Source organism: Lacticaseibacillus parahuelsenbergensis (assembly GCF_030770265.1).
Classification (GTDB): domain Bacteria; phylum Bacillota; class Bacilli; order Lactobacillales; family Lactobacillaceae; genus Lacticaseibacillus; species Lacticaseibacillus casei.
Map to the genome: position 1 here is coordinate 784,016 of NZ_CP132482.1, position 19,750 is coordinate 803,765.

The 19,750-nt window shown below is 49.0% G+C and carries 14 protein-coding genes, 22 tRNA genes and 3 rRNA genes; 35 read left to right on the forward strand and 4 right to left on the reverse strand.

Annotated features, from left to right (window positions below; all coding sequences use genetic code 11):
- Positions 1-140: 140 nt before the first annotated feature.
- A complete protein-coding gene (locus tag LACPH_RS03720) occupies positions 141-1,481 on the reverse strand; it encodes a glycerophosphodiester phosphodiesterase (protein ID WP_047107417.1) in 1,341 nt (446 codons plus the stop codon).
- A 181-nt stretch (positions 1,482-1,662) separates the two neighbouring features.
- Between LACPH_RS03720 and LACPH_RS03725 the strand changes: the two genes are divergently transcribed.
- From LACPH_RS03725 to LACPH_RS03760, 8 genes are all read left to right on the forward strand, one after another.
- The gene (locus tag LACPH_RS03725; protein ID WP_010493806.1) at positions 1,663-1,977 is read left to right on the forward strand and encodes a hypothetical protein; all 315 of its coding nucleotides are present in this window, start codon (positions 1,663-1,665) and stop codon (positions 1,975-1,977) included.
- A gap of 201 nt (positions 1,978-2,178) precedes the next feature.
- Positions 2,179-3,246 carry a YibE/F family protein gene (locus LACPH_RS03730; RefSeq protein ID WP_274784550.1) on the forward strand — a complete coding sequence of 356 codons (1,068 nt, stop codon included), beginning with the start codon at positions 2,179-2,181 and terminating at the stop codon, positions 3,244-3,246.
- Positions 3,243-3,983, forward strand: a complete 741-nt coding sequence (locus tag LACPH_RS03735) for a YibE/F family protein (protein WP_049171098.1) — start codon at positions 3,243-3,245, stop codon at positions 3,981-3,983. Before LACPH_RS03730 ends, LACPH_RS03735 begins: the two co-directional genes overlap by 4 nt.
- Position 3,984: 1 nt before the next feature.
- Positions 3,985-4,587 (forward strand): metallophosphoesterase, encoded by a 603-nt coding sequence (locus LACPH_RS03740; protein WP_010493813.1) that lies wholly within the window; start codon positions 3,985-3,987, stop codon positions 4,585-4,587.
- A gap of 100 nt (positions 4,588-4,687) precedes the next feature.
- On the forward strand, positions 4,688-6,064 hold the full coding sequence (locus LACPH_RS03745; RefSeq protein ID WP_274784551.1) for a bifunctional metallophosphatase/5'-nucleotidase: 1,377 nt from the start codon (positions 4,688-4,690) through the stop codon (positions 6,062-6,064).
- 59 nt (positions 6,065-6,123) lie between these two features.
- Positions 6,124-6,750, forward strand: a complete 627-nt coding sequence (locus LACPH_RS03750; RefSeq protein ID WP_274784552.1) for a YutD family protein — start codon at positions 6,124-6,126, stop codon at positions 6,748-6,750.
- An 8-nt stretch (positions 6,751-6,758) separates the two neighbouring features.
- A complete protein-coding gene (locus tag LACPH_RS03755; RefSeq protein WP_049171086.1) occupies positions 6,759-7,535 on the forward strand; it encodes a TIGR01457 family HAD-type hydrolase in 777 nt (258 codons plus the stop codon).
- A complete protein-coding gene (locus LACPH_RS03760) occupies positions 7,536-8,168 on the forward strand; it encodes a TIGR01906 family membrane protein (protein ID WP_306387263.1) in 633 nt (210 codons plus the stop codon).
- Between the two features lie 80 nt (positions 8,169-8,248).
- Here the strand turns inward: LACPH_RS03760 and LACPH_RS03765 are convergent, their stop codons facing one another.
- The 3 genes from LACPH_RS03765 to LACPH_RS03775 all read right to left on the reverse strand — a co-directional run bounded on the left by LACPH_RS03765 (position 8,249) and on the right by LACPH_RS03775 (position 10,521).
- Positions 8,249-8,902 carry a VTT domain-containing protein gene (locus tag LACPH_RS03765; RefSeq protein WP_010493822.1) on the reverse strand — a complete coding sequence of 218 codons (654 nt, stop codon included), beginning with the start codon at positions 8,900-8,902 and terminating at the stop codon, positions 8,249-8,251.
- An 86-nt stretch (positions 8,903-8,988) separates the two neighbouring features.
- A complete protein-coding gene (locus tag LACPH_RS03770; RefSeq protein ID WP_049171081.1) occupies positions 8,989-9,492 on the reverse strand; it encodes a phosphatidylglycerophosphatase A family protein in 504 nt (167 codons plus the stop codon).
- Between the two features lie 42 nt (positions 9,493-9,534).
- Complete coding sequence (locus LACPH_RS03775) at positions 9,535-10,521, reverse strand: NAD(P)/FAD-dependent oxidoreductase (protein WP_274784554.1); 987 nt, start codon at positions 10,519-10,521, stop codon at positions 9,535-9,537.
- A gap of 293 nt (positions 10,522-10,814) precedes the next feature.
- Here LACPH_RS03775 and LACPH_RS03780 point away from each other — a divergent pair, with 293 nt between their 5' ends.
- The 27 genes from LACPH_RS03780 (at position 10,815) to LACPH_RS03910 (ending at position 19,746) form a co-directional block, all read left to right on the forward strand.
- Complete coding sequence (locus LACPH_RS03780) at positions 10,815-11,399, forward strand: peptidylprolyl isomerase (RefSeq protein WP_274784555.1); 585 nt, start codon at positions 10,815-10,817, stop codon at positions 11,397-11,399.
- Between the two features lie 63 nt (positions 11,400-11,462).
- On the forward strand, positions 11,463-11,846 hold the full coding sequence (locus LACPH_RS03785) for a CvfD/Ygs/GSP13 family RNA-binding post-transcriptional regulator (RefSeq protein WP_049171072.1): 384 nt from the start codon (positions 11,463-11,465) through the stop codon (positions 11,844-11,846).
- A gap of 828 nt (positions 11,847-12,674) precedes the next feature.
- Positions 12,675-14,244 (forward strand): 16S ribosomal RNA (locus tag LACPH_RS03790).
- Between the two features lie 219 nt (positions 14,245-14,463).
- Positions 14,464-17,381 (forward strand): 23S ribosomal RNA (locus tag LACPH_RS03795).
- A 199-nt stretch (positions 17,382-17,580) separates the two neighbouring features.
- Positions 17,581-17,697 (forward strand): 5S ribosomal RNA (rrf, locus tag LACPH_RS03800).
- The 16S, 23S and 5S rRNA genes sit together here with 22 tRNA genes alongside, the layout of an rRNA operon.
- Before the next feature lie 8 nt (positions 17,698-17,705).
- Positions 17,706-17,778, forward strand: a tRNA-Val gene (locus LACPH_RS03805).
- 2 nt (positions 17,779-17,780) lie between these two features.
- Positions 17,781-17,853, forward strand: a tRNA-Lys gene (locus LACPH_RS03810).
- A 42-nt stretch (positions 17,854-17,895) separates the two neighbouring features.
- Positions 17,896-17,968, forward strand: a tRNA-Thr gene (locus tag LACPH_RS03815).
- 34 nt (positions 17,969-18,002) lie between these two features.
- Positions 18,003-18,074 (forward strand) — tRNA-Gly (locus LACPH_RS03820).
- Between the two features lie 60 nt (positions 18,075-18,134).
- Positions 18,135-18,208 (forward strand) — tRNA-Arg (locus LACPH_RS03825).
- Positions 18,209-18,213: 5 nt separating this feature from the next.
- Positions 18,214-18,287 (forward strand) — tRNA-Pro (locus LACPH_RS03830).
- Between the two features lie 26 nt (positions 18,288-18,313).
- Positions 18,314-18,387: transfer RNA gene (locus LACPH_RS03835), tRNA-Met, on the forward strand.
- Positions 18,388-18,395: 8 nt separating this feature from the next.
- A tRNA-Ile gene (locus LACPH_RS03840) sits at positions 18,396-18,469 on the forward strand.
- Between the two features lie 48 nt (positions 18,470-18,517).
- Positions 18,518-18,591 (forward strand) — tRNA-Met (locus LACPH_RS03845).
- A 6-nt stretch (positions 18,592-18,597) separates the two neighbouring features.
- Positions 18,598-18,671, forward strand: a tRNA-Asp gene (locus LACPH_RS03850).
- Between the two features lie 5 nt (positions 18,672-18,676).
- A tRNA-Phe gene (locus tag LACPH_RS03855) sits at positions 18,677-18,749 on the forward strand.
- A 19-nt stretch (positions 18,750-18,768) separates the two neighbouring features.
- Positions 18,769-18,839 (forward strand) — tRNA-Gly (locus LACPH_RS03860).
- A gap of 13 nt (positions 18,840-18,852) precedes the next feature.
- Positions 18,853-18,926: transfer RNA gene (locus LACPH_RS03865), tRNA-Ile, on the forward strand.
- 27 nt (positions 18,927-18,953) lie between these two features.
- Positions 18,954-19,041: transfer RNA gene (locus tag LACPH_RS03870), tRNA-Ser, on the forward strand.
- Between the two features lie 4 nt (positions 19,042-19,045).
- Positions 19,046-19,117, forward strand: a tRNA-Glu gene (locus LACPH_RS03875).
- Positions 19,118-19,126: 9 nt separating this feature from the next.
- A tRNA-Ser gene (locus tag LACPH_RS03880) sits at positions 19,127-19,218 on the forward strand.
- A 10-nt stretch (positions 19,219-19,228) separates the two neighbouring features.
- Positions 19,229-19,302: transfer RNA gene (locus LACPH_RS03885), tRNA-Met, on the forward strand.
- 6 nt (positions 19,303-19,308) lie between these two features.
- Positions 19,309-19,382 (forward strand) — tRNA-Asp (locus tag LACPH_RS03890).
- 48 nt (positions 19,383-19,430) lie between these two features.
- Positions 19,431-19,503 (forward strand) — tRNA-Phe (locus LACPH_RS03895).
- Positions 19,504-19,507: 4 nt separating this feature from the next.
- A tRNA-Tyr gene (locus LACPH_RS03900) sits at positions 19,508-19,588 on the forward strand.
- Positions 19,589-19,593: 5 nt separating this feature from the next.
- Positions 19,594-19,664: transfer RNA gene (locus tag LACPH_RS03905), tRNA-Trp, on the forward strand.
- Between the two features lie 9 nt (positions 19,665-19,673).
- Positions 19,674-19,746, forward strand: a tRNA-His gene (locus LACPH_RS03910).
- Positions 19,747-19,750 lie beyond the last annotated feature (4 nt).

A 19,750-nucleotide genomic window follows, 5' to 3' on the forward strand; every position in this document is an offset into this window, starting at 1 on the left:
TCTTTCTATCGTTGTCTTTAGAATAGCATGTTTGTTCCACAGAAACGACTGAATCATTCAGAGAAAATAGAAAAGTGGTCAAGATCCGGTGAAAAGCTTGTCATGACGCGATTGTAAGCACACCCATGTCGTAACCCTTCTCAACCGATTTCAGTGACCCGAGCATTAAGCAAGGGGGTGTCAAATGCCGAATTGCCTAATGCCCAGTGGATGAGCGGCTTTTCTTTTAAGGGAATGCTGCGATAGAGCATGAGCCAGGTTGCCATGTTTTCGGCAGATGGCAACACTTGCACATCTTTGGCTTTTAACCAGCCTGCTTTGGTTTTTAAGTAGAGCCGGCTATTTTCGTAGCGTGCGGCCAGAACCCGGGCGCGCGTGTTGTCAGCAACATGCCCAGTAACATTTTGCTGATGCAGCGGGTTAGCATAAATCGGGGCATGGAAGCCGCGACTAGTGACGACGATTTTTTGGTGGAGAAACAGGCTGGCCCAGCCAGCTTGGGGTGCGAGGTTGATCGTTGTAGCCGGCACGAACGCGTTATCGCCGATTTGATAATAGGTGTTGCCGGCAATGGTGACCATTGCAGAAATCGCAATTGGGGTTTGCGGTGCTAACTGTTCAGGACGTAACAGCGGTTGATAAGGGTTTTCGTAAACCGGAAGCGCCGAGACACTGGAGTTAGCGCCAAGATCGTTGATACTGGTGGTAACGGAAGCGGCTTTCAGCGCCTGAAATTCATGTCCAAGACTCGTATAATTGGTCACGACACCATCAATGTTGAGGTTAACCAGCCAAGTCCACCGATCCCGATCCTCGTTCATCTCATCCCAGACGTACACTTTTTTGCCAAGGTCATGTAGCTGATTGACCAGCTGCGGCGTCACCAGATCCGAACTTAAATTAATGCCGTCTACATAAGTCAATACATCAAAATTGATCCGTTTAAGCGAACCAACAATTAAAATCCGCGGCACAGAAGGCAAATCCGCCTGCAAGCGCTTGAGACTGGCAGCCGAAAATGAATGGAACATGACGCGGTTTTCCATGTGATACTGTTTAATCAAAGCTGTAATTTTGTCTTCAAGGTGGGGATGCGGTTCGCCTTTAACGATTTTGGTTTCAATCAAGAATTTATGGTTTGTCTGTTGCTCGTGGGCGAAAAGCTCCTCGAGGCTGTGAACCGGTTCGCCATTTTTGGTATGATATTGCTGAAGTTGCGCAAAAGTGCTCTTGGCAATGGTCAAATTGGCGCCGGTCATGCGTTGAATCGTTGAATCATGCTGGATCACGACCACGCCGTCAGCACTTTCATGTACATCGAGTTCAACATAATCAGCACCGTTGTTAAAAGCACTATCGAAACTTTGAAAAGTTTCTTCCGGATAGTTCAGCGGATCGCCACGGTGGCCAACCAGCGTAAACCCTGAAAGCAGAAGAAATAATGGCAGCAGCAAAACTGCCACAGTGAATCGTTTGCCCATGCAGGCTGCTCCTTTCCAGAAAAAAACATCATACCACAAACATAGCACAGTGAGCGCGAACCGGCGCGTTATAGAAGGAAATGCCAAAACACAAACCATTCGCTGCCGACAGAGCGACAGACACCAACCGCGTGACGATAAACTCAAACCGAAATCAGCAAACAAATAAGGAGCGTCAAAGATGGCAGAAAAATATCAGGTTTTTGATTTGATTCAGGAAATTACCCGGCTGGACGGGAGTCGCTATTTTGAACTGGGGAACGTCATGCTGAATGGCCGTGCCGAAAAGGCTTCTATGAAGGGCTTTATTAAGCGGGTGCGGATTGTTCAGCTGAACATTGCCCACTCAACCGCTGTGGCAACTTATGAAAAATATATCAACGAGCATTATGAATTTCCGCCGGCTGATTTAACCAGTTGGGAAGAATGGGACAAACCGGAAGGCCCGATTCGCGATGCTTACCATGAGATTCTCCGGCAAAATCATGTCGGGTAAAATAGGACGATGAGGGTTTCTGCCGGCTCGGCACTCGAGAGATAGATTTTAATAAAAACCTCAATTTTTTGAATAATTTCCGTGATTATCGCATAACCGGGCTTGTCAGCGTGACAATTTTCGCGGATAGGTCGAACACGCGCTTTGCGTCACATTGATGCTGCTTATATAATGTAAGGCATATGAAAGCGAGGGATCCGCGTGAAGTATTTAGGTAAATGGCTTATCCCGTTCGTCGCGGCGATCGCGGTTTTTATTGGCATGCAATTTGACAGCGGCTTTTATACCAAGCCAGTGGGTCAGGTTGAAGCAGTTAAAGTGGTCAAAACCACCAACCACCAAGACGAAGATCAAAACCATGACCGGCTGATCAAACAGCAGGTTTGTGTGCGTCTCCTGAATACCGCCAAACGCGGCAAACGCATCACCATGCATAATACATACTCGTTTAGCGGTGCGCTGGACAATGAACTTCGCGTGGGCGAGCAGGTTTTCCTGGATGTTGATAAAGGCGCCTATACCTTGAACAACGTGAAGCGGGATGCGATTCTGGCGGCGTTGTTGGTCTTGACCTTTGGCTTGATTTTTTTGGTGATGGGGCGGCGTGCGTGGTTAACGAGTATTAGCATTTTACTTAACACGATAATTTTCTTTGTCGCGGTTGAATGGGAGATCGGCAGTAAACAGTGGCAGGCGTGGTGGCTATTTGTTATTTTGGCGGTGATTTTCACTGTTTTGACGGCAGTGTTCATTGTCGGGTTCAAGCCGATTGCGGCAACTATTTCACTGGGGACGTTGTTAGCCACCGCGGCTGCAGTGGCACTTGGCTATGGCATAATGGCCCTGACCAATTACAACGGTATTCACTTTGAAGAGGTCAAATACGCTACCCAGACGCCACAGCTTTTATTTTTCGGTCAAATTGTGATCGGCTCTTTGGGCGCTGTGCTAGACGAGGCGAGTGACATTTCGGTTGCGATCTTTCAGCTTCATGACACGGCCAAGGAGCGGTTTCGGGCAGGGATGGCTATTGGCCGCAATGTTATGGGACCGCTGATTTCGGTTCTGTTTATGATTTTCATTGCCGATACATTCATGGAATCGGTTTTGTGGATCCGCAACAATAATTCGATTGCGCAAACGGTTATCTGGGTGATGGGGCTGGGATTTGCCCAGAGCCTCATCAGTGCGTTTGGCATTGTACTGGCGGTGCCGGTGACTAGCGGAATAGCAGCGATGATGGCTAAAATTAAGAAGGTGACAGCATGAACGCCATTCTTGCATTAGCCTTGGTTCTGCTTGTCATGATGTTTATTGTCGGCGGCAAGCAAGGCCTGTCAAATTTCTTTGCTTTAGCCGTCAACGCTTTGTTAATGATCCTGGTCGTCATTTTAATGGCCAGCGGGTTTAATCCGATTATCGTAGCCATTATTTTTGGGCTGATTATTTTGGCCAGCACGATTTTCCTCAGCACTAGCCAGCTTTCCGTGGCCGGCCCGGCGTTTGTCTCGTCTTTATTAATTATGACATTGTTAGTCGGACTGATTCTTTTGACGATGACGTTGAGCCAGACAGCGGGGTTTGGACCGGAAGATTCCGAGGCACTGGAAGGCTTTTCCGTGTACATCGGCGTCAGTTTTCCGCACATTTTGATTGCGACGACCTTGCTAGGTACGCTTGGAGCGATCGCCGAAGCAGCGATTGCCGTTGCAGCCGGAATGGATGAGATTAAGGATCAGGCAAGCGCTACCGGGATTAAACAAATGGGGCACGAGATTATCGGAACTGCTTTAAATACGCTGTTCTTTGGTTTCTTTGGCGGCTTTTCCTCTTTGTTTATCTGGTTTGCGTCACTGCGCTATCCATTTTCACAAGTGATTAATAACAAGATTTTTGTTGGCGAACTCTTGCAGGTCTTGATTTCGGTTATTGCCGTCATTTTGACCGTGCCGATGACGACTTGGGTGGTCACGACCAGACATGCACATCGCCGAAAGGAGCAGTAGCATGCAATATTTTATTGCAGATACGCATTTTTTCCACGCGGATCTTTTAGGAAACAACGATTTTGCTCCGCGCCTGTTTCCAACCGTTGAGGCAATGGACGCGGCGATGATTCAGGCATGGAATGCGCGCGTTGATGATCGCGATATCGTTTATCATTTAGGTGACATTGCCATGAATCCGGAGCATTTTCCCCAACCACCGGAAGTGTTGGCGATCCTATTGCAGCTGCACGGCCGGATTGTTTTTATAAAAGGAAATCACGACTACGAATCACTGTTTAAATTTCTTCATCGCCATGATCCGGGCGTGAACGGCTTGCCTAAGTTCACCTTCCATTCGGTTGGCACGATTATCAAGGATGACCATACGCAGTTTATCATGACGCATTATCCGTTGATGATGGGTATTGTGAAGCAGACGCTGAATTTACACGGCCACATTCACCACAATAGCGTCAATATTGCGGAGAATATCAATGTAGGCGTGGACGCTCCGGAACGGGATTTGTTAGTGCCGCATTTGCCATTTGGCACCCCGCTGACGGCGGCTGAAGTACACAAGATTTATCGGCTTAAAGCTGCGGTGTTGGCTAAGGAACGCTGAGCACAATGTGATGTTTGACCCGTTGTCTTGCAGGGCATAGGATAAAACTAGGGTATTAGTTTAGAAATGTCACCTGAAAGACCGATTAGGGAGGTGCCTTGTGGAAAAGTTAGTGATTCTGCACACGAATGATCTGCATTCCCACTTTGAAAACTGGCCGAAAATTCGCCGGTTTATGTTGGGAACCCGCGCTGCAGAACAGGCAGAAGGGGCGAGCGTTTTAGCTTTTGACGATGGCGATGCGATGGATCGTTCGGTACCGCTAACCGAAGCAACGGACGGGCAGATTAATATTCAATTGTTGAATGAAATCGGGTATGACGCAGTGACCATTGGCAACAATGAAGGGGTCGGCAATCCGCATCAGGTCTTGGAACATTTATACGATCATGCTAATTTCCCCGTGGCTTTGGCTAATCTGTTTGAGCCGGATGGCACGCGTCCGCATTGGGCCAAGTCCGTTGTCATGAAGCAGACGCCGGCAGGGACGCGAGTTGCCATCGTCGGCTTTACGGCACCGTTTTTCCTGACGTATCAGCCAAATGGGTGGCGGGTTAAGACAGTGGCAGACGTTTTTCCGGCGATTCTCAAACAGCTTGAGGGCACCTATGATGTTTTGATTGTGCTATCACATTTAGGCATTGAGGCTGATCGTCATTTAGCCCAGCAATATCCGCAGATTGATGTTGTGATTGGCGGGCATACGCATCACTTGCTTGCAGAAGGCGAATTACACGGGACAACGTTGTTAACTGCCGCCGAAAAGTATGGCCATTATGTTGGGAAGATTACGCTAACGCTGGATGATGACCACAAAATTCAGACGCGTCGTGCCGAAACCTTTCAAACTGCTTTGTTGCAAGGAGCAGCAGCAGATCCGCGAGAAATTCAAGGCTATGAAAGTAAAGGCATTGCCTTGTTAAAGCAGCAAAAAGTTGCTCGCTTGCCTAAACACCTGGCGATTCAGTATGATCGGCCATCACCATTACTTGATTTTGGCTTGGCGGCGGTCGCTGATGCTGCTAAAACCGATGCGGCGATCCTGAATGCCGGCCTTTTCCTGACACCGCTTGGCCCCGGGATTGTCACACAGGCTGATCTCCTGACATGTTTGCCCCATCCCATGCACTTGTTGAAAGTAACTTTAAGTGGCAAGGAACTCTGGCGTCTGATCATGGAAATGGAAAAGAACCGCATGTTTCTCCGCCACTTCCACATGATCGGCATGAGCTTCCGCGGCAAAATTTTTGGTGACATCGGTTATCGCGGCATTTCGGTTGATCGAGAAAAGCGAACGGTTTTGTGGCATGGCCAGCCGCTGGTTCCGGAACGGCAATATACATTTGCAACCGTCGACAACTTTCTGTTCATTCCGTTCTTCCCAACCATCGAAATTATGGGCAGCAATGAATTCCTTTTTCCAAAACTGATACGGCAGGTTGTCGGCGATTATATGGCAAAGGTTTTTCCTTTATAAATTCATGCTATACTTTTACAATTACAAGTCGAATGATTTTTTTAAAAGGAGGGCGCGACTTGGGTGAACGAGAAGCATTATCCGAACAAATTGATGTCGCCTTGACTCCGGACATAGCCAAAGAGATGCGGGTTGTCAAAGTCGACCATGATCTGATAACGATTGATGGCCGCCGCTATCGCATTGTCAAAGACCACCGTGATGCTTTTGACCTTGAACGGTTAAATGAACGATACAACGATATTCTCGACAAGTATGATTTTATTGTTGGCGACTGGGGTTACGATCAGTTACGGTTGCGCGGTTTTTACAAAGATGATCGCCGCGGTGCGAGTAAGGATCAGCAGATCAGCACATTAGAAGACTATCTCTATGAATATTGTAATTTTGGCTGTGCTCATTTTGTGCTGGCCCGTTTGGATAAACCGGCAACTAAGTTAGTTGATCGGCGGCACGATCGGGAGCGGAAATCGGCGACAGGCAAAACCGCTCACCGGCAACAATCCAAGACGACACAGCGGCAACATCATGGCAAACGTAAGCCTTATGCTAAGGCAAACAAGCCATATACGGAAAAAACGACACGATCGGCGCATTTTCATGGCGAACAGGCTAAAACAGTCAATCAAACACAACCACGCAAGCGGCATTTTACGATCCGTCAACGTGAGACTAACAAGAAGTAGGGACAGACTTGAAGTATAAAGGTTATATGATCGATCTTGACGGGACGATTTATCGTGGCAAAGAACGCATTCCGGCAGCTAAGGATTTTGTCGAACGGTTACAAGCGGCGCAATTACCGTTTTTATTTTTGACGAACAATACGACGAAAAGTCCTGAAGATGTGGTGAAAAATCTGGCGGAGAATCACGATATTCATGTGTCACCGGCGCAAATTTACACGCCTTCACTTGCGACCGCGGCTTATTTGACTGATCTCAATCATGGCGACGTTTCCGGAAAGTCGGTATATATCATCGGTGAGCTGGGGCTGAAGCAGGCGCTTTTGGATACGGGATTGCGGTTGAATGAAGTGGATCCGGATTATGTGGTAGTCGGGCTGGATTATGACGTGACGTACCATAAGTTTGAGTTGGCCACATTGGCAATTAAACGCGGCGCCAAATTTATCGGAACCAATGCGGATACCAATCTGCCCAATGAACGCGGCTTGGTACCGGGGGCGGGATCGCTGATTGCTTTAGTGGAACGCAGTACGCAGCAACGGGCGTTTTACATTGGCAAACCTGAACCGACGATTATGGAAAAAGCGCTGAAGAAGATGGGACTGCCAAAAGACGCAGTGGCCATGGTTGGCGATAATTACAACACCGACATTAAGGCAGGGTTGAATGCGGGGATCGATACGATTTTAGTCTATACCGGCGTTTCTACTCGGGATTATGTTTCCAAGCAGGTCCACCAACCAACGCATCAGATTGATGCCTTGACGGACTGGGAGGTCTAGATGAAACGCATCGTTCATTGGCTGACGCTTTGGCTAGCGATTGTCAGTGGCGTCATTTTCGTGACGATTTTCAGCACGCTGCTGACGTTCCCGATTTATGCACATATGGATAACCTGCCGCAAATTGCTGCCATGTCGCTGGGACGGTTGTATCATAATTACTTGCAGCTCATGGCATACTTAGACTTGCCATGGATTGGCACGTTGCACATGCAGGATTTTCCGACAAGCCTGCATGGCGCGCTTCATTTTGCCGACGTGCGCCATTTATTTATTTTGGATATTGTGATTGCCATCGTGACGATGCCGTTTGCCATCCGATGGGTGCATCAGCTTAAAGAAGCCAGAAAGCGATATTTGCTGGTCCGGCCGTTTATGATCGGGGCGGTGGTGCCGATCATCTTAACTGGGTTGCTAAGCATTAACTTTGATCGGTTCTTCATCATTTTCCACGAGGTTCTGTTTCGCAATCGTGACTGGCTGTTTGACCCAGCCACTGATCCAATCATCAATGTCTTACCTGAAGGCTTCTTCATGCTTTGCTTTCTCACAGCATTTGCTTTATTTGAGGCTATCATGATATGGGGTACCTGGCGCGGTCGCCAAGATGCCCGGCGTCAGTCACCATTTTAAAAATAAAAAACGCATGTTCCCAATATCGTTGTGACGTTGGGACATGCGTTTTTGCATACCTGGAAAATGCGATGGTTAGATTAACGATCCACGACTTTAGCAGTGCGAGTTTTAACGGCAGCAATGACCATTGGCAAGAGTGAAATCAAAACGATGCCAAGCGCTACTAACGAAAAATGCTCTTTGACGAACGTTACGTTGCCGAAGTAGAAGCCACCGAGTACACACAAGGTAACCCAGAGGAAGCCGCCTAATAAGTTGTAGTGGATGAACTTGCCATAATGCATACGCGAGCCACCTGACACGAACGGTGCAAATGTCCGAATGAGTGGCATGAATCGGGCAATCGCAATGGTTTTGCCACCATGCTTGTCAAAAAAAGCTTCGGCTTGCAGCAGCTTGTCGCGGTTGATCAGGCGGCCAAACCAGCCTTTACCGGTAGAAGCGGCAGACCCCACGCGTTTACCGATTTCATAATTCACGGTATCGCCTAGAACAGCTGCGGCCAAAAAGACTGCGAAAAGGATCCAAACGTTTAAGTTATAAGCAGCGTTGGCGGCCAAAGCACTGGCAGCGAACAGCAGTGAATCTCCCGGTAGGAACGGAAAGACAACAACCCCTGTTTCGATGAAGACCATCGCAAAGAGGATGACATAGGTCCAAGGGCCGAAGCTATTAACGATGGTGATCAGATGCTCATCGATATGCAGGATGAAATCAAACAGTTGGGTCATTGAGTAAGCTCCTTTAATGAATTTACATTTCATTATACGGGATAATATGAAAATTTCATGAAACAAAGGCAAATTTTAGAAAAACGTCAATAAATGTCGTCTTCGATTTCCGGATGCGAATGGGCCAGTCGACTAGCCGCTGCTGCCGCCATGGCTCCCACGATGTCATCAAGGAAGGTGTGGATAATCCCGGGCTCGTGGGCATTGAGCTTGGCCAGTATGCCTGGCTTAATCCGATCGATGTAGCCGTAATTGGTAAAACCAATTGAACCATAAACATTGACAATAGAAAAGGCCAAGACTTCATCGACACCGTAAAGTCCTTCATCTTCGGCAATAATTTTCTGCAAAGGCTCCTCAAGCTGGTTGGCTTCGGCTGCCTTATCCAGTGCAATGCCGGTCATAACCGCGTTTTGCACTTCACGTTTGCGTAAAACGATCCGAACATTTTGCGTTGCTTCTTCAATGGTTAAGTTAGGAATGAAACGTTCCTGCAGAAACATGACAAGCTCGCCGATGTCGCTCAAGCTGACGCCGCGCTCATGCAACAGTTGGATCGTCCGTTCATAAAGCTTCTCTTCATTGGTCATAATCTCACGCTTTCCTTTTGGCTGAGTGGGTAAGGCTGACTTTTATCGATAAAGCTGGGTACTGTGCAACGCTTGCCGCCGTTCCGGATAAAGCCGGCTAAGTGCTTCGTTAATAGCCGTTGGTGCCTCACCGAAGCCACTGGCAATCAGCGGTAGTTTTCCCGCATAACTGACGGCATCGCCAATAGCAAAAATTCCTGGGCGACTGGTTTGCATCTGTGAATCAACCAGAATGCCGTTACGATCGGTCTTAAAGTGCCAAGCCTGGAGATGGCGCTTGTCGGTGACAAAACCATAATTAACCAGCAACTTATCGACTGTTAAAACCGGCTCGTTGTCACCGCGAACTTCCTTTAACTGCAAGGCGAGCTTGCCATTTTCCTGTTTAACCGCCTCAATCAAATAAGGTGTATGAATGGCAACGCTGCTTTTTTCCAGTGCTGCCACACTTGCCTCGAGGCCACGGAATTTAGCACGCCGGTGAATCAGACTGACATGCTTGGCCACCGGTTCCAGCGCCAAAGCCCAGTCAATGGCCGAATCGCCACCACCGGCAATTGCCACGTCCTGATCGCGAAAGGTCTCCAGATCCTGAACAAAGTAAAACAATTGCCTGCCTTCTAATGCCGGATCGTAATCAACGGCCAATTTACGCGGCGTAAAAGCCCCGCCACCTGTCGCAACGATGACGGTTTTACTCCGGAAGTCGCCCTGACTTGTATGCAGAGTAAACGTCCCGTCTTCTGCTTCATCAATCGTTTGCACTTCCGTAACGGTTTTGACATCTGGGTGAAAATGCATCAGCTGCGTTTTCAACTGTGAAACCAGATCTTTTCCGCTGACGTGGGGAAAGCCGCCAATATCGTAAAGAATTTTGGCTGGGTATAAATTACCGGTTTGGCCACCAAGTTCGTCCAGACTCTCAAGCAATAAGACGTCTGCCTGACGCAAGCCAGCATAAAAGGCGGCGAACATACCAACAGGCCCGCCACCAATCACGGTGATTTCATATACGTGCTGCACTGACATTTGCAATGCTCCGTTTCTATATAGTATGACGTTCATACCCTACCATATTTTGCGAATAGTTACCAAGTTGACGAAGGCGGAGAGTGCCGGCAATTTAGGGAGATTAAAGTGCCATAAAGCGCGGGCGTTGCGTTAATTGGGGAAAAGTGTAGAAAGCGCAGCAACTGATTTTTAATGCCAACGTTAAGGTTGTAGAAGGGTTCCATCTATTCATTTGATTGGCGCGAGTTGCCGATGCTGGTATACTACGCCTAGAACGATGCACGTTATTTGATTAAAGAAGGAGAACGAACATGGACTATCCACAATTAGAACTGGCCGATTTCAAAGGCCCAAAAGCGATCTTTAAAACCAGTGAAGGACAATTTGAAATTGCACTATTTCCGGAACAAGCCCCTAAAACCGTTGAAAACTTCATCGGCTTGGCCAAAAAGAACTATTATGATGGCGTCATTTTTCACCGGGTCATTGAAGACTTCATGATTCAAGGCGGTGATCCGACTGGCACTGGCATGGGTGGTGAAAGCCTCTGGGGAAAGCCGTTTGCGGATGAATTTTCGAATCAGCTTTTCAATTTGAAAGGTGCGTTGTCAATGGCCAACGCTGGACCCAATACGAACGGCAGTCAATTTTTCATCGTGACAAATACGCATTTGGATCCAAGCATGAAGGCTCAGTTAAGTGAAGCGGGGTTCCCGGAACCGATCATTGACGCTTACCAACAAGGCGGGACACCATGGCTTGATCATCGCCATACAGTTTTCGGGCAGGTATTGTCTGGAATGTCAGTGGTTGAGAAGATCAGTAAAGTCAAAACGGGTGCCAATGATAAGCCAGTTGAGCCTGTGACGATTGATGAGTTGACGATTCAAGACTGATATTGGTTGCAAGTGATTTTTAGGGTATACTCAAAGAGAAATCCAATGAAATGAAGTGTCAGAATGGAATATCGCATAGGAGATATCTTGACTGGCAAAGTCACCGGCGTCCAACCATACGGGGCGTTTGTGATGCTGGATGAGCACACGCAAGGATTAGTGCACATCTCAGAATGCCAGCATGGTTACGTCAAGGACACCAGCGATATTTTTACCGTCGGCCAGCGAGTTGAAGTTGTGATTTTGGACATCGACGAATATACCCATAAAATCAGTTTATCCTTACGTGCTTTACAGGCGCCGCCTAGATTAAGCAAGAAACGCCGCCGCAAGCACTATTGGACCAGTCGTAAATTTCACACCGGCTTTGCGCCGATTGCCGCTCACTTAGATGGGTGGGTCGCTGAAGCACTTGAACATTTAAACGAAGAAACCACTCAAAAATGAGTGGCTTTTTTCTTCCGTTGATGCGATAGGCAGTTGTGAAAGCGTGAGAGCATGGCAAGTAAGAACGGGAGGGTACGGGCCTTGCATGGCTGGTTTGCGGAAACTAGTAGACTTTCATTGAGAAGTAACGATGCAATAACGATCGGTGGCTGATTTGTAAAACTGATATAAACGCGGGCACTGCACATTATTGGGATGACTGGGTATCAACGATTAGAATCGGTTAGCTAAGCGATTTTCAAGATTTGAAGTTTAGCTGAAATGGCGTTTATTATTTTAGATGATTGGCAAATACATGTGAGCGAAGTGCGTCCAGTGACCGTTTTGCTCAGTAGTTAGGGCAAACTGCAGCATACACGGCTATAAGTGCTATGAGTTTAGTGAACTTTAAATGTGTTTTGCTGAATATTGTTCGCGATCAATGCGAATATTTATACAATTTGGATTAAAATGTTCGCTATTTATCGGAACTGACAATTCTTTGAATTTCTGCAATTTTTTTGTTGACTAGATTGTTGAAGTGCTGGTATGATACTTGTTGTTGTCAAAACAAAGACGTCGATTCATGACGGATGAAATAAACCACTCGTATGATGAAGCCACAATTGAAACAGATTGAATAAATATTCACTCTAAAAAGTTGTTGACATGATACGTTGGTCATGATAATCTATCAAAGTTGTCTTTTGGCAAGATCGTCCTTTGAAAACTGAACAAAGTTTCGTTTAAATGTGCAGGGTCCTTGATACTTCGGTATCGAGGCAAAAAGTAACATTTGCGAAGTCAATTCGCTAGAACAACAAATCGAGCTATTCGAACAGCTCATATTTATATGAGAGTTTGATCCTGGCTCAGGATGAACGCTGGCGGCGTGCCTAATACATGCAAGTCGAACGAGTTTTGGTCGATGAACGGTGCTTGCATCGTGATTCGACTTAAAACGAGTGGCGGACGGGTGAGTAACACGTGGGTAACCTGCCCTTAAGTGGGGGATAACATTTGGAAACAGATGCTAATACCGCATAAATCCAAGAACCGCATGGTTCTTGGCTGAAAGATGGCGCAAGCTATCGCTTTTGGATGGACCCGCGGCGTATTAGCTAGTTGGTGAGGTAACGGCTCACCAAGGCGATGATACGTAGCCGAACTGAGAGGTTGATCGGCCACATTGGGACTGAGACACGGCCCAAACTCCTACGGGAGGCAGCAGTAGGGAATCTTCCACAATGGACGCAAGTCTGATGGAGCAACGCCGCGTGAGTGAAGAAGGCTTTTGGGTCGTAAAACTCTGTTGTTGGAGAAGAATGGTCGGCAGAGTAACTGTTGTCGGCGTGACGGTATCCAACCAGAAAGCCACGGCTAACTACGTGCCAGCAGCCGCGGTAATACGTAGGTGGCAAGCGTTATCCGGATTTATTGGGCGTAAAGCGAGCGCAGGCGGTTTTTTAAGTCTGATGTGAAAGCCCTCGGCTTAACCGAGGAAGCGCATCGGAAACTGGGAAACTTGAGTGCAGAAGAGGACAGTGGAACTCCATGTGTAGCGGTGAAATGCGTAGATATATGGAAGAACACCAGTGGCGAAGGCGGCTGTCTGGTCTGTAACTGACGCTGAGGCTCGAAAGCATGGGTAGCGAACAGGATTAGATACCCTGGTAGTCCATGCCGTAAACGATGAATGCTAGGTGTTGGAGGGTTTCCGCCCTTCAGTGCCGCAGCTAACGCATTAAGCATTCCGCCTGGGGAGTACGACCGCAAGGTTGAAACTCAAAGGAATTGACGGGGGCCCGCACAAGCGGTGGAGCATGTGGTTTAATTCGAAGCAACGCGAAGAACCTTACCAGGTCTTGACATCTTTTGATCACCTGAGAGATCAGGTTTCCCCTTCGGGGGCAAAATGACAGGTGGTGCATGGTTGTCGTCAGCTCGTGTCGTGAGATGTTGGGTTAAGTCCCGCAACGAGCGCAACCCTTATGACTAGTTGCCAGCATTGAGTTGGGCACTCTAGTAAGACTGCCGGTGACAAACCGGAGGAAGGTGGGGATGACGTCAAATCATCATGCCCCTTATGACCTGGGCTACACACGTGCTACAATGGATGGTACAACGAGTTGCGAGACCGCGAGGTCAAGCTAATCTCTTAAAGCCATTCTCAGTTCGGACTGTAGGCTGCAACTCGCCTACACGAAGTCGGAATCGCTAGTAATCGCGGATCAGCACGCCGCGGTGAATACGTTCCCGGGCCTTGTACACACCGCCCGTCACACCATGAGAGTTTGTAACACCCGAAGCCGGTGGCGTAACCCTTTTAGGGAGCGAGCCGTCTAAGGTGGGACAAATGATTAGGGTGAAGTCGTAACAAGGTAGCCGTAGGAGAACCTGCGGCTGGATCACCTCCTTTCTAAGGAAACAGACATTAAGTCTGACGGAAACCTGCACACACGAAACTTTGTTTAGTTTTGAGGGGACGACCCTCAAGCACCCTAGCGGGTGCGACTTTGTTCTTTGAAAACTGGATATCATTGTTGTAAATGTTTTAAATTGCCGAGAACACAGCGTATTTGTATGAGTTTCTAATATAGAAATTCGCATCGCATAACCGCTGACGCAAGTCAGTACAGGTTAAGTTACAAAGGGCGCACGGTGGATGCCTTGGCACTAGGAGCCGATGAAGGACGGAACTAATACCGATATGCTTCGGGGAGCTATAAGTAAGCTTTGATCCGGAGATTTCCGAATGGGGGAACCCAGTACACATCAGTGTATTGCCTGCAAGTGAATTCATAGCTTGTCGGCGGCAGACGCGGGGAACTGAAACATCTCAGTACCCGCAGGAAGAGAAAGAAAACTCGATTCCCATAGTAGCGGCGAGCGAAGTGGGAAGAGCCCAAACCGAGAAGCTTGCTTCTCGGGGTTGTAGGACTGGACATTGGAGTTACCAAAGTTCGACGTAGTCGAAGTCAGTTGGAAAGCTGCGCCATAGAAGGTGAAAGCCCTGTAAACGAAACGGCGAACCCTCCGTCCAGGATCCTGAGTACGGCGGAACACGTGAAATTCCGTCGGAATCCGGGAGGACCATCTCCCAAGGCTAAATACTCCCTAGTGACCGATAGTGAACCAGTACCGTGAGGGAAAGGTGAAAAGCACCCCGGAAGGGGAGTGAAATAGTTCCTGAAACCGTGTGCCTACAATTAGTCAAAGCCCGTTAAGGGGTAATGGCGTGCCTTTTGTAGAATGAACCGGCGAGTTACGTTTGCCTGCGAGGTTAAGATGAAAAGTCGGAGCCGGAGCGAAAGCGAGTCTGAACAGGGCGAATGAGTAGGCAGATGTAGACCCGAAACCAAGTGACCTACCCATGACCAGGTTGAAGGTGTGGTGAAACACACTGGAGGACCGAACCCATGTATGTTGAAAAATGCTGGGATGAGTTGTGGGTAGCGGTGAAATTCCAAACGAACTTGGAGATAGCTGGTTCTCTCCGAAATAGCTTTAGGGTTAGCCTCGGAGGATGGATCATGGAGGTAGAGCACTGTTTGAACTAGGGGCCCATCAAGGGTTACTGAATTCAGATAAACTCCGAATACCATCGATCTTACTCCGGGAGTCAGACAGTGAGCGATAAGGTCCATTGTCGAAAGGGGAACAGCCCAGATCACCAGTTAAGGTCCCTAAATTTATGCTAAGTGGAAAAGGATGTGGCGTTGCACAGACAACTAGGATGTTGGCTCAGAAGCAGCCACCATTTAAAGAGTGCGTAATAGCTCACTAGTCGAGTGGCACTGCGCCGAAAATATACCGGGGCTAAGCATAATACCGAAACTGTGGGTGCACCCGTCAGGGTGCGCGGTAGGAGAGCGTTCTAAGGGCGTTGAAGGTCGATCGTGAGGACGGCTGGAGCGCTTAGAAGTGAGAATGCCGGCATGAGTAGCGAAAGATCAGTGAGAATCTGATCCACCGTATGACTAAGGTTTCCTGGGGAAGGCTCGTCCTCCCAGGGTTAGTCGGGATCTAAGGCGAGGCCGCAAGGCGTAGTCGATGACAAGCAGGTTGAGATTCCTGCACTAGTTTATTTTGTTTAAGCGATGGAGGGACGCAGGAGGCTAAGGAAAGCGCACGGCTGGAAAAGTGCGTCCAAGCCGCAAGTCTGGTGGCGAGTGAAATGCTTGCGACCATAAGGACAAGCGGTGATGGGGAGCGAAATTAAAGTAGCGAAGTTCCTGATGTCACACTGCCAAGAAAAGCTTCTAGTGAGAAATAAACTACCCGTACCGCAAACCGACACAGGTAGTCGAGGAGAGTATCCTCAGGTGAGCGAGCGAACTCTCGTTAAGGAACTCGGCAAAATGACCCCGTAACTTCGGAAGAAGGGGTGCTGACCGCAAGGTCAGCCGCAGTGAATAGGCCCAAACAACTGTTTATCAAAAACACAGGTCTCTGCTAAATCGAAAGATGATGTATAGGGGCTGACGCCTGCCCGGTGCTGGAAGGTTAAGAGGATGAGTTAGCGCAAGCGAAGCCCAGAATTGAAGCCCCAGTAAACGGCGGCCGTAACTATAACGGTCCTAAGGTAGCGAAATTCCTTGTCGGGTAAGTTCCGACCCGCACGAAAGGCGTAATGATTTGGGCACTGTCTCAACGAGAGACTCGGTGAAATTATAGTACCCGTGAAGATGCGGGTTACCCGCGACAGGACGGAAAGACCCCATGGAGCTTTACTGTAGCTTGATATTGAGTGTTGGTACCGCTTGTACAGGATAGGTAGGAGCCGTAGAGATCGGAACGCTAGTTTCGATGGAGGCGTTGGTGGGATACTACCCTAGCTGTATGAACACTCTAACCCGCGCCACTAATCGTGGCGGGAGACAGTGTCAGGTAGGCAGTTTGACTGGGGCGGTCGCCTCCTAAAATGTAACGGAGGCGCCCAAAGGTTCCCTCAGAATGGTTGGAAATCATTCGCAGAGTGTAAAGGTAGAAGGGAGCTTGACTGCGAGACTGACAAGTCGAGCAGGGACGAAAGTCGGGCTTAGTGATCCGGTGGTTCCGTATGGAAGGGCCATCGCTCAACGGATAAAAGCTACCCTGGGGATAACAGGCTTATCTCCCCCAAGAGTCCACATCGACGGGGAGGTTTGGCACCTCGATGTCGGCTCATCGCATCCTGGGGCTGTAGTCGGTCCCAAGGGTTGGGCTGTTCGCCCATTAAAGCGGTACGCGAGCTGGGTTCAGAACGTCGTGAGACAGTTCGGTCCCTATCCGTCGCGGGCGCAGGAAATTTGAGAGGAGCTGTCCTTAGTACGAGAGGACCGGGATGGACGTTCCGCTGGTGTACCAGTTGTGCCGCCAGGCGCATCGCTGGGTAGCTATGAACGGAAGGGATAAACGCTGAAAGCATCTAAGTGTGAAGCCCCCCTCGAGATGAGATTTCCCATTCCTATATGGAAGTAAGACCCCTGAGAGATGATCAGGTAGATAGGCTGGAAGTGGAAGTGCAGCGATGCATGGAGCGGACCAGTACTAATCGGTCGAGGACTTAACCAAGTAGAGCGTGAGCAGGAGCGCTTAGAAACCGGAGCATAAGCGGGCCTGAGTTCGTTGGCCGGGTTTTGGCCAATGGACTCAGGGTCCTTATGAGGAGGTTTCTGCGACTGCGAACGCGTTTCGATGAAATACGCCGATTCTCAGCAAAGCAAACCAGCAACAATGATAGCCAGTTTTGAGAGCGCAAAGTTCTCATAAGTGTGGTGGCGATAGCAAGAAGGATACACCTGTTCCCATGCCGAACACAGAAGTTAAGCTTCTTCACGCCGAGAGTAGTTGGTGGGAAACTGCCTGCGAGGGTAGGAAGCTGCCACGCTTACATATGGAGGATTAGCTCAGTTGGGAGAGCGTCTGCCTTACAAGCAGAGGGTCACAGGTTCGAGCCCTGTATCCTCCATTGAGCCGTTAGCTCAGTTGGTAGAGCAACTGACTTTTAATCAGTGGGTCGACAGTTCGAGCCTGTCACGGCTCAGAGAATTATTGGTTTTAAATGGCGGCTCAAGTCGATATTTTTGCCGACTTAGCTCAGTTGGTAGAGCATCTGTCTTGTAAACAGGGGGTCGAAGGTTCGAATCCTTTAGTCGGCATGGCACCAATAATTTGATAAGCTTTTTGTTTCATGCGGAAGTAGTTCAGTGGTAGAACATCACCTTGCCATGGTGGGGGTCGCGGGTTCGAATCCCGTCTTCCGCTTTCCAAACGCAGTGCCGAGGGTGCGTTTGGTCGAAAGATTCCTCGGTATTATCATGATTTGCACCCATAGCGCAATTGGATAGAGTGTCTGACTACGAATCAGAAGGTTGTAGGTTCGACTCCTACTGGGTGCATTTGACGGGAAATAGCTCAGCTTGGTAGAGCACCTGGTTTGGGACCAGGGGGTCGCAGGTTCGAATCCTGTTTTCCCGATTGGACGCTAGTCCATATGGTTTTTTCGCGGTGTAGCTCAGCTGGCTAGAGCGTCCGGTTCATACCCGGGAGGTCGAGGGTTCGATCCCCCCCGCCGCGATTGAGCTTGGACCTTTAGCTCAGTTGGTTAGAGCAGACGGCTCATAACCGTCCGGTCGTAGGTTCGAGCCCTACAAGGTCCATCTTTACAGGGTGGTCACTGTTCGGTATAATCGATTTGTTACTGTTATCGCGGGATGGAGCAGTTCGGTAGCTCGTCGGGCTCATAACCCGAAGGTCGCAGGTTCAAATCCTGCTCCCGCAATTACATGGTTCCATGGTCTAGTTGGTTAGGACGCCTGCCTGTCACGCAGGAGATCACGGGTTCGAGTCCCGTTGGGACCGTTTGCGGCTCGGTAGCTCAGTCGGTAGAGCAATGCATTGAAGCTGCATGTGTCGGCAGTTCGATTCTGTCCCGCGCCATTTTCATAATCACCCTTATGCGGGTGTAGTTTAGTGGTAAAACCACAGCCTTCCAAGCTGTTGTCGCGAGTTCGATTCTCGTCACCCGCTGCGATTATGATATGGGCCTATAGCTCAGTTGGTTAGAGCGCACGCTTGATAAGCGTGAGGTCGGTGGTTCAAGTCCACCTAGGCCCATTGTTCCATTAATTTTATATTGCACATGGAGAAGTACTCAAGTGGCTGAAGAGGCGCCCCTGCTAAGGGTGTAGACCGGGAAACTGGTGCGAGGGTTCAAATCCCTCCTTCTCCGTTGTGGCCCGTTGGTCAAGTGGTTAAGACACCGCCCTTTCACGGCGGTAACATGGGTTCAAATCCCGTACGGGTCATGGTTAGATGGAGAATTACCCAAGTCTGGCTGAAGGGAACGGTCTTGAAAACCGTCAGGTGGGCGTAAGTCCACGCGAGGGTTCGAATCCCTCATTCTCCTTTATTATTATCGCGGGATGGAGCAGTTCGGTAGCTCGTCGGGCTCATAACCCGAAGGTCGCAGGTTCAAATCCTGCTCCCGCAATTACATGGTTCCATGGTCTAGTTGGTTAGGACGCCTGCCTGTCACGCAGGAGATCACGGGTTCGAGTCCCGTTGGAACCGTCCCCCTCTAATTGAGGGGAACATCAACTTCATAAAAGCGATCTAAATGGCTCGGTAGCTCAGTCGGTAGAGCAATGCATTGAAGCTGCATGTGTCGGCGGTTCGATTCCGTCCCGCGCCATTATGGAGGAGTAGCGAAGAGGCTAAACGCGGCGGACTGTAAATCCGCTCCTTCGGGTTCATAGGTTCGAATCCTATCTCCTCCATTTATAGGGATATAGTTTAATGGTAGAACTACGGTCTCCAAAACCGTCAGTGTGGGTTCAACTCCTACTATCCCTGCTTATCATGGCGGTATTGGTGAAGCGGTTAACACACCGGTTTGTGGCACCGGCATACGTGGGTTCGATCCCCACATACCGCCCTTT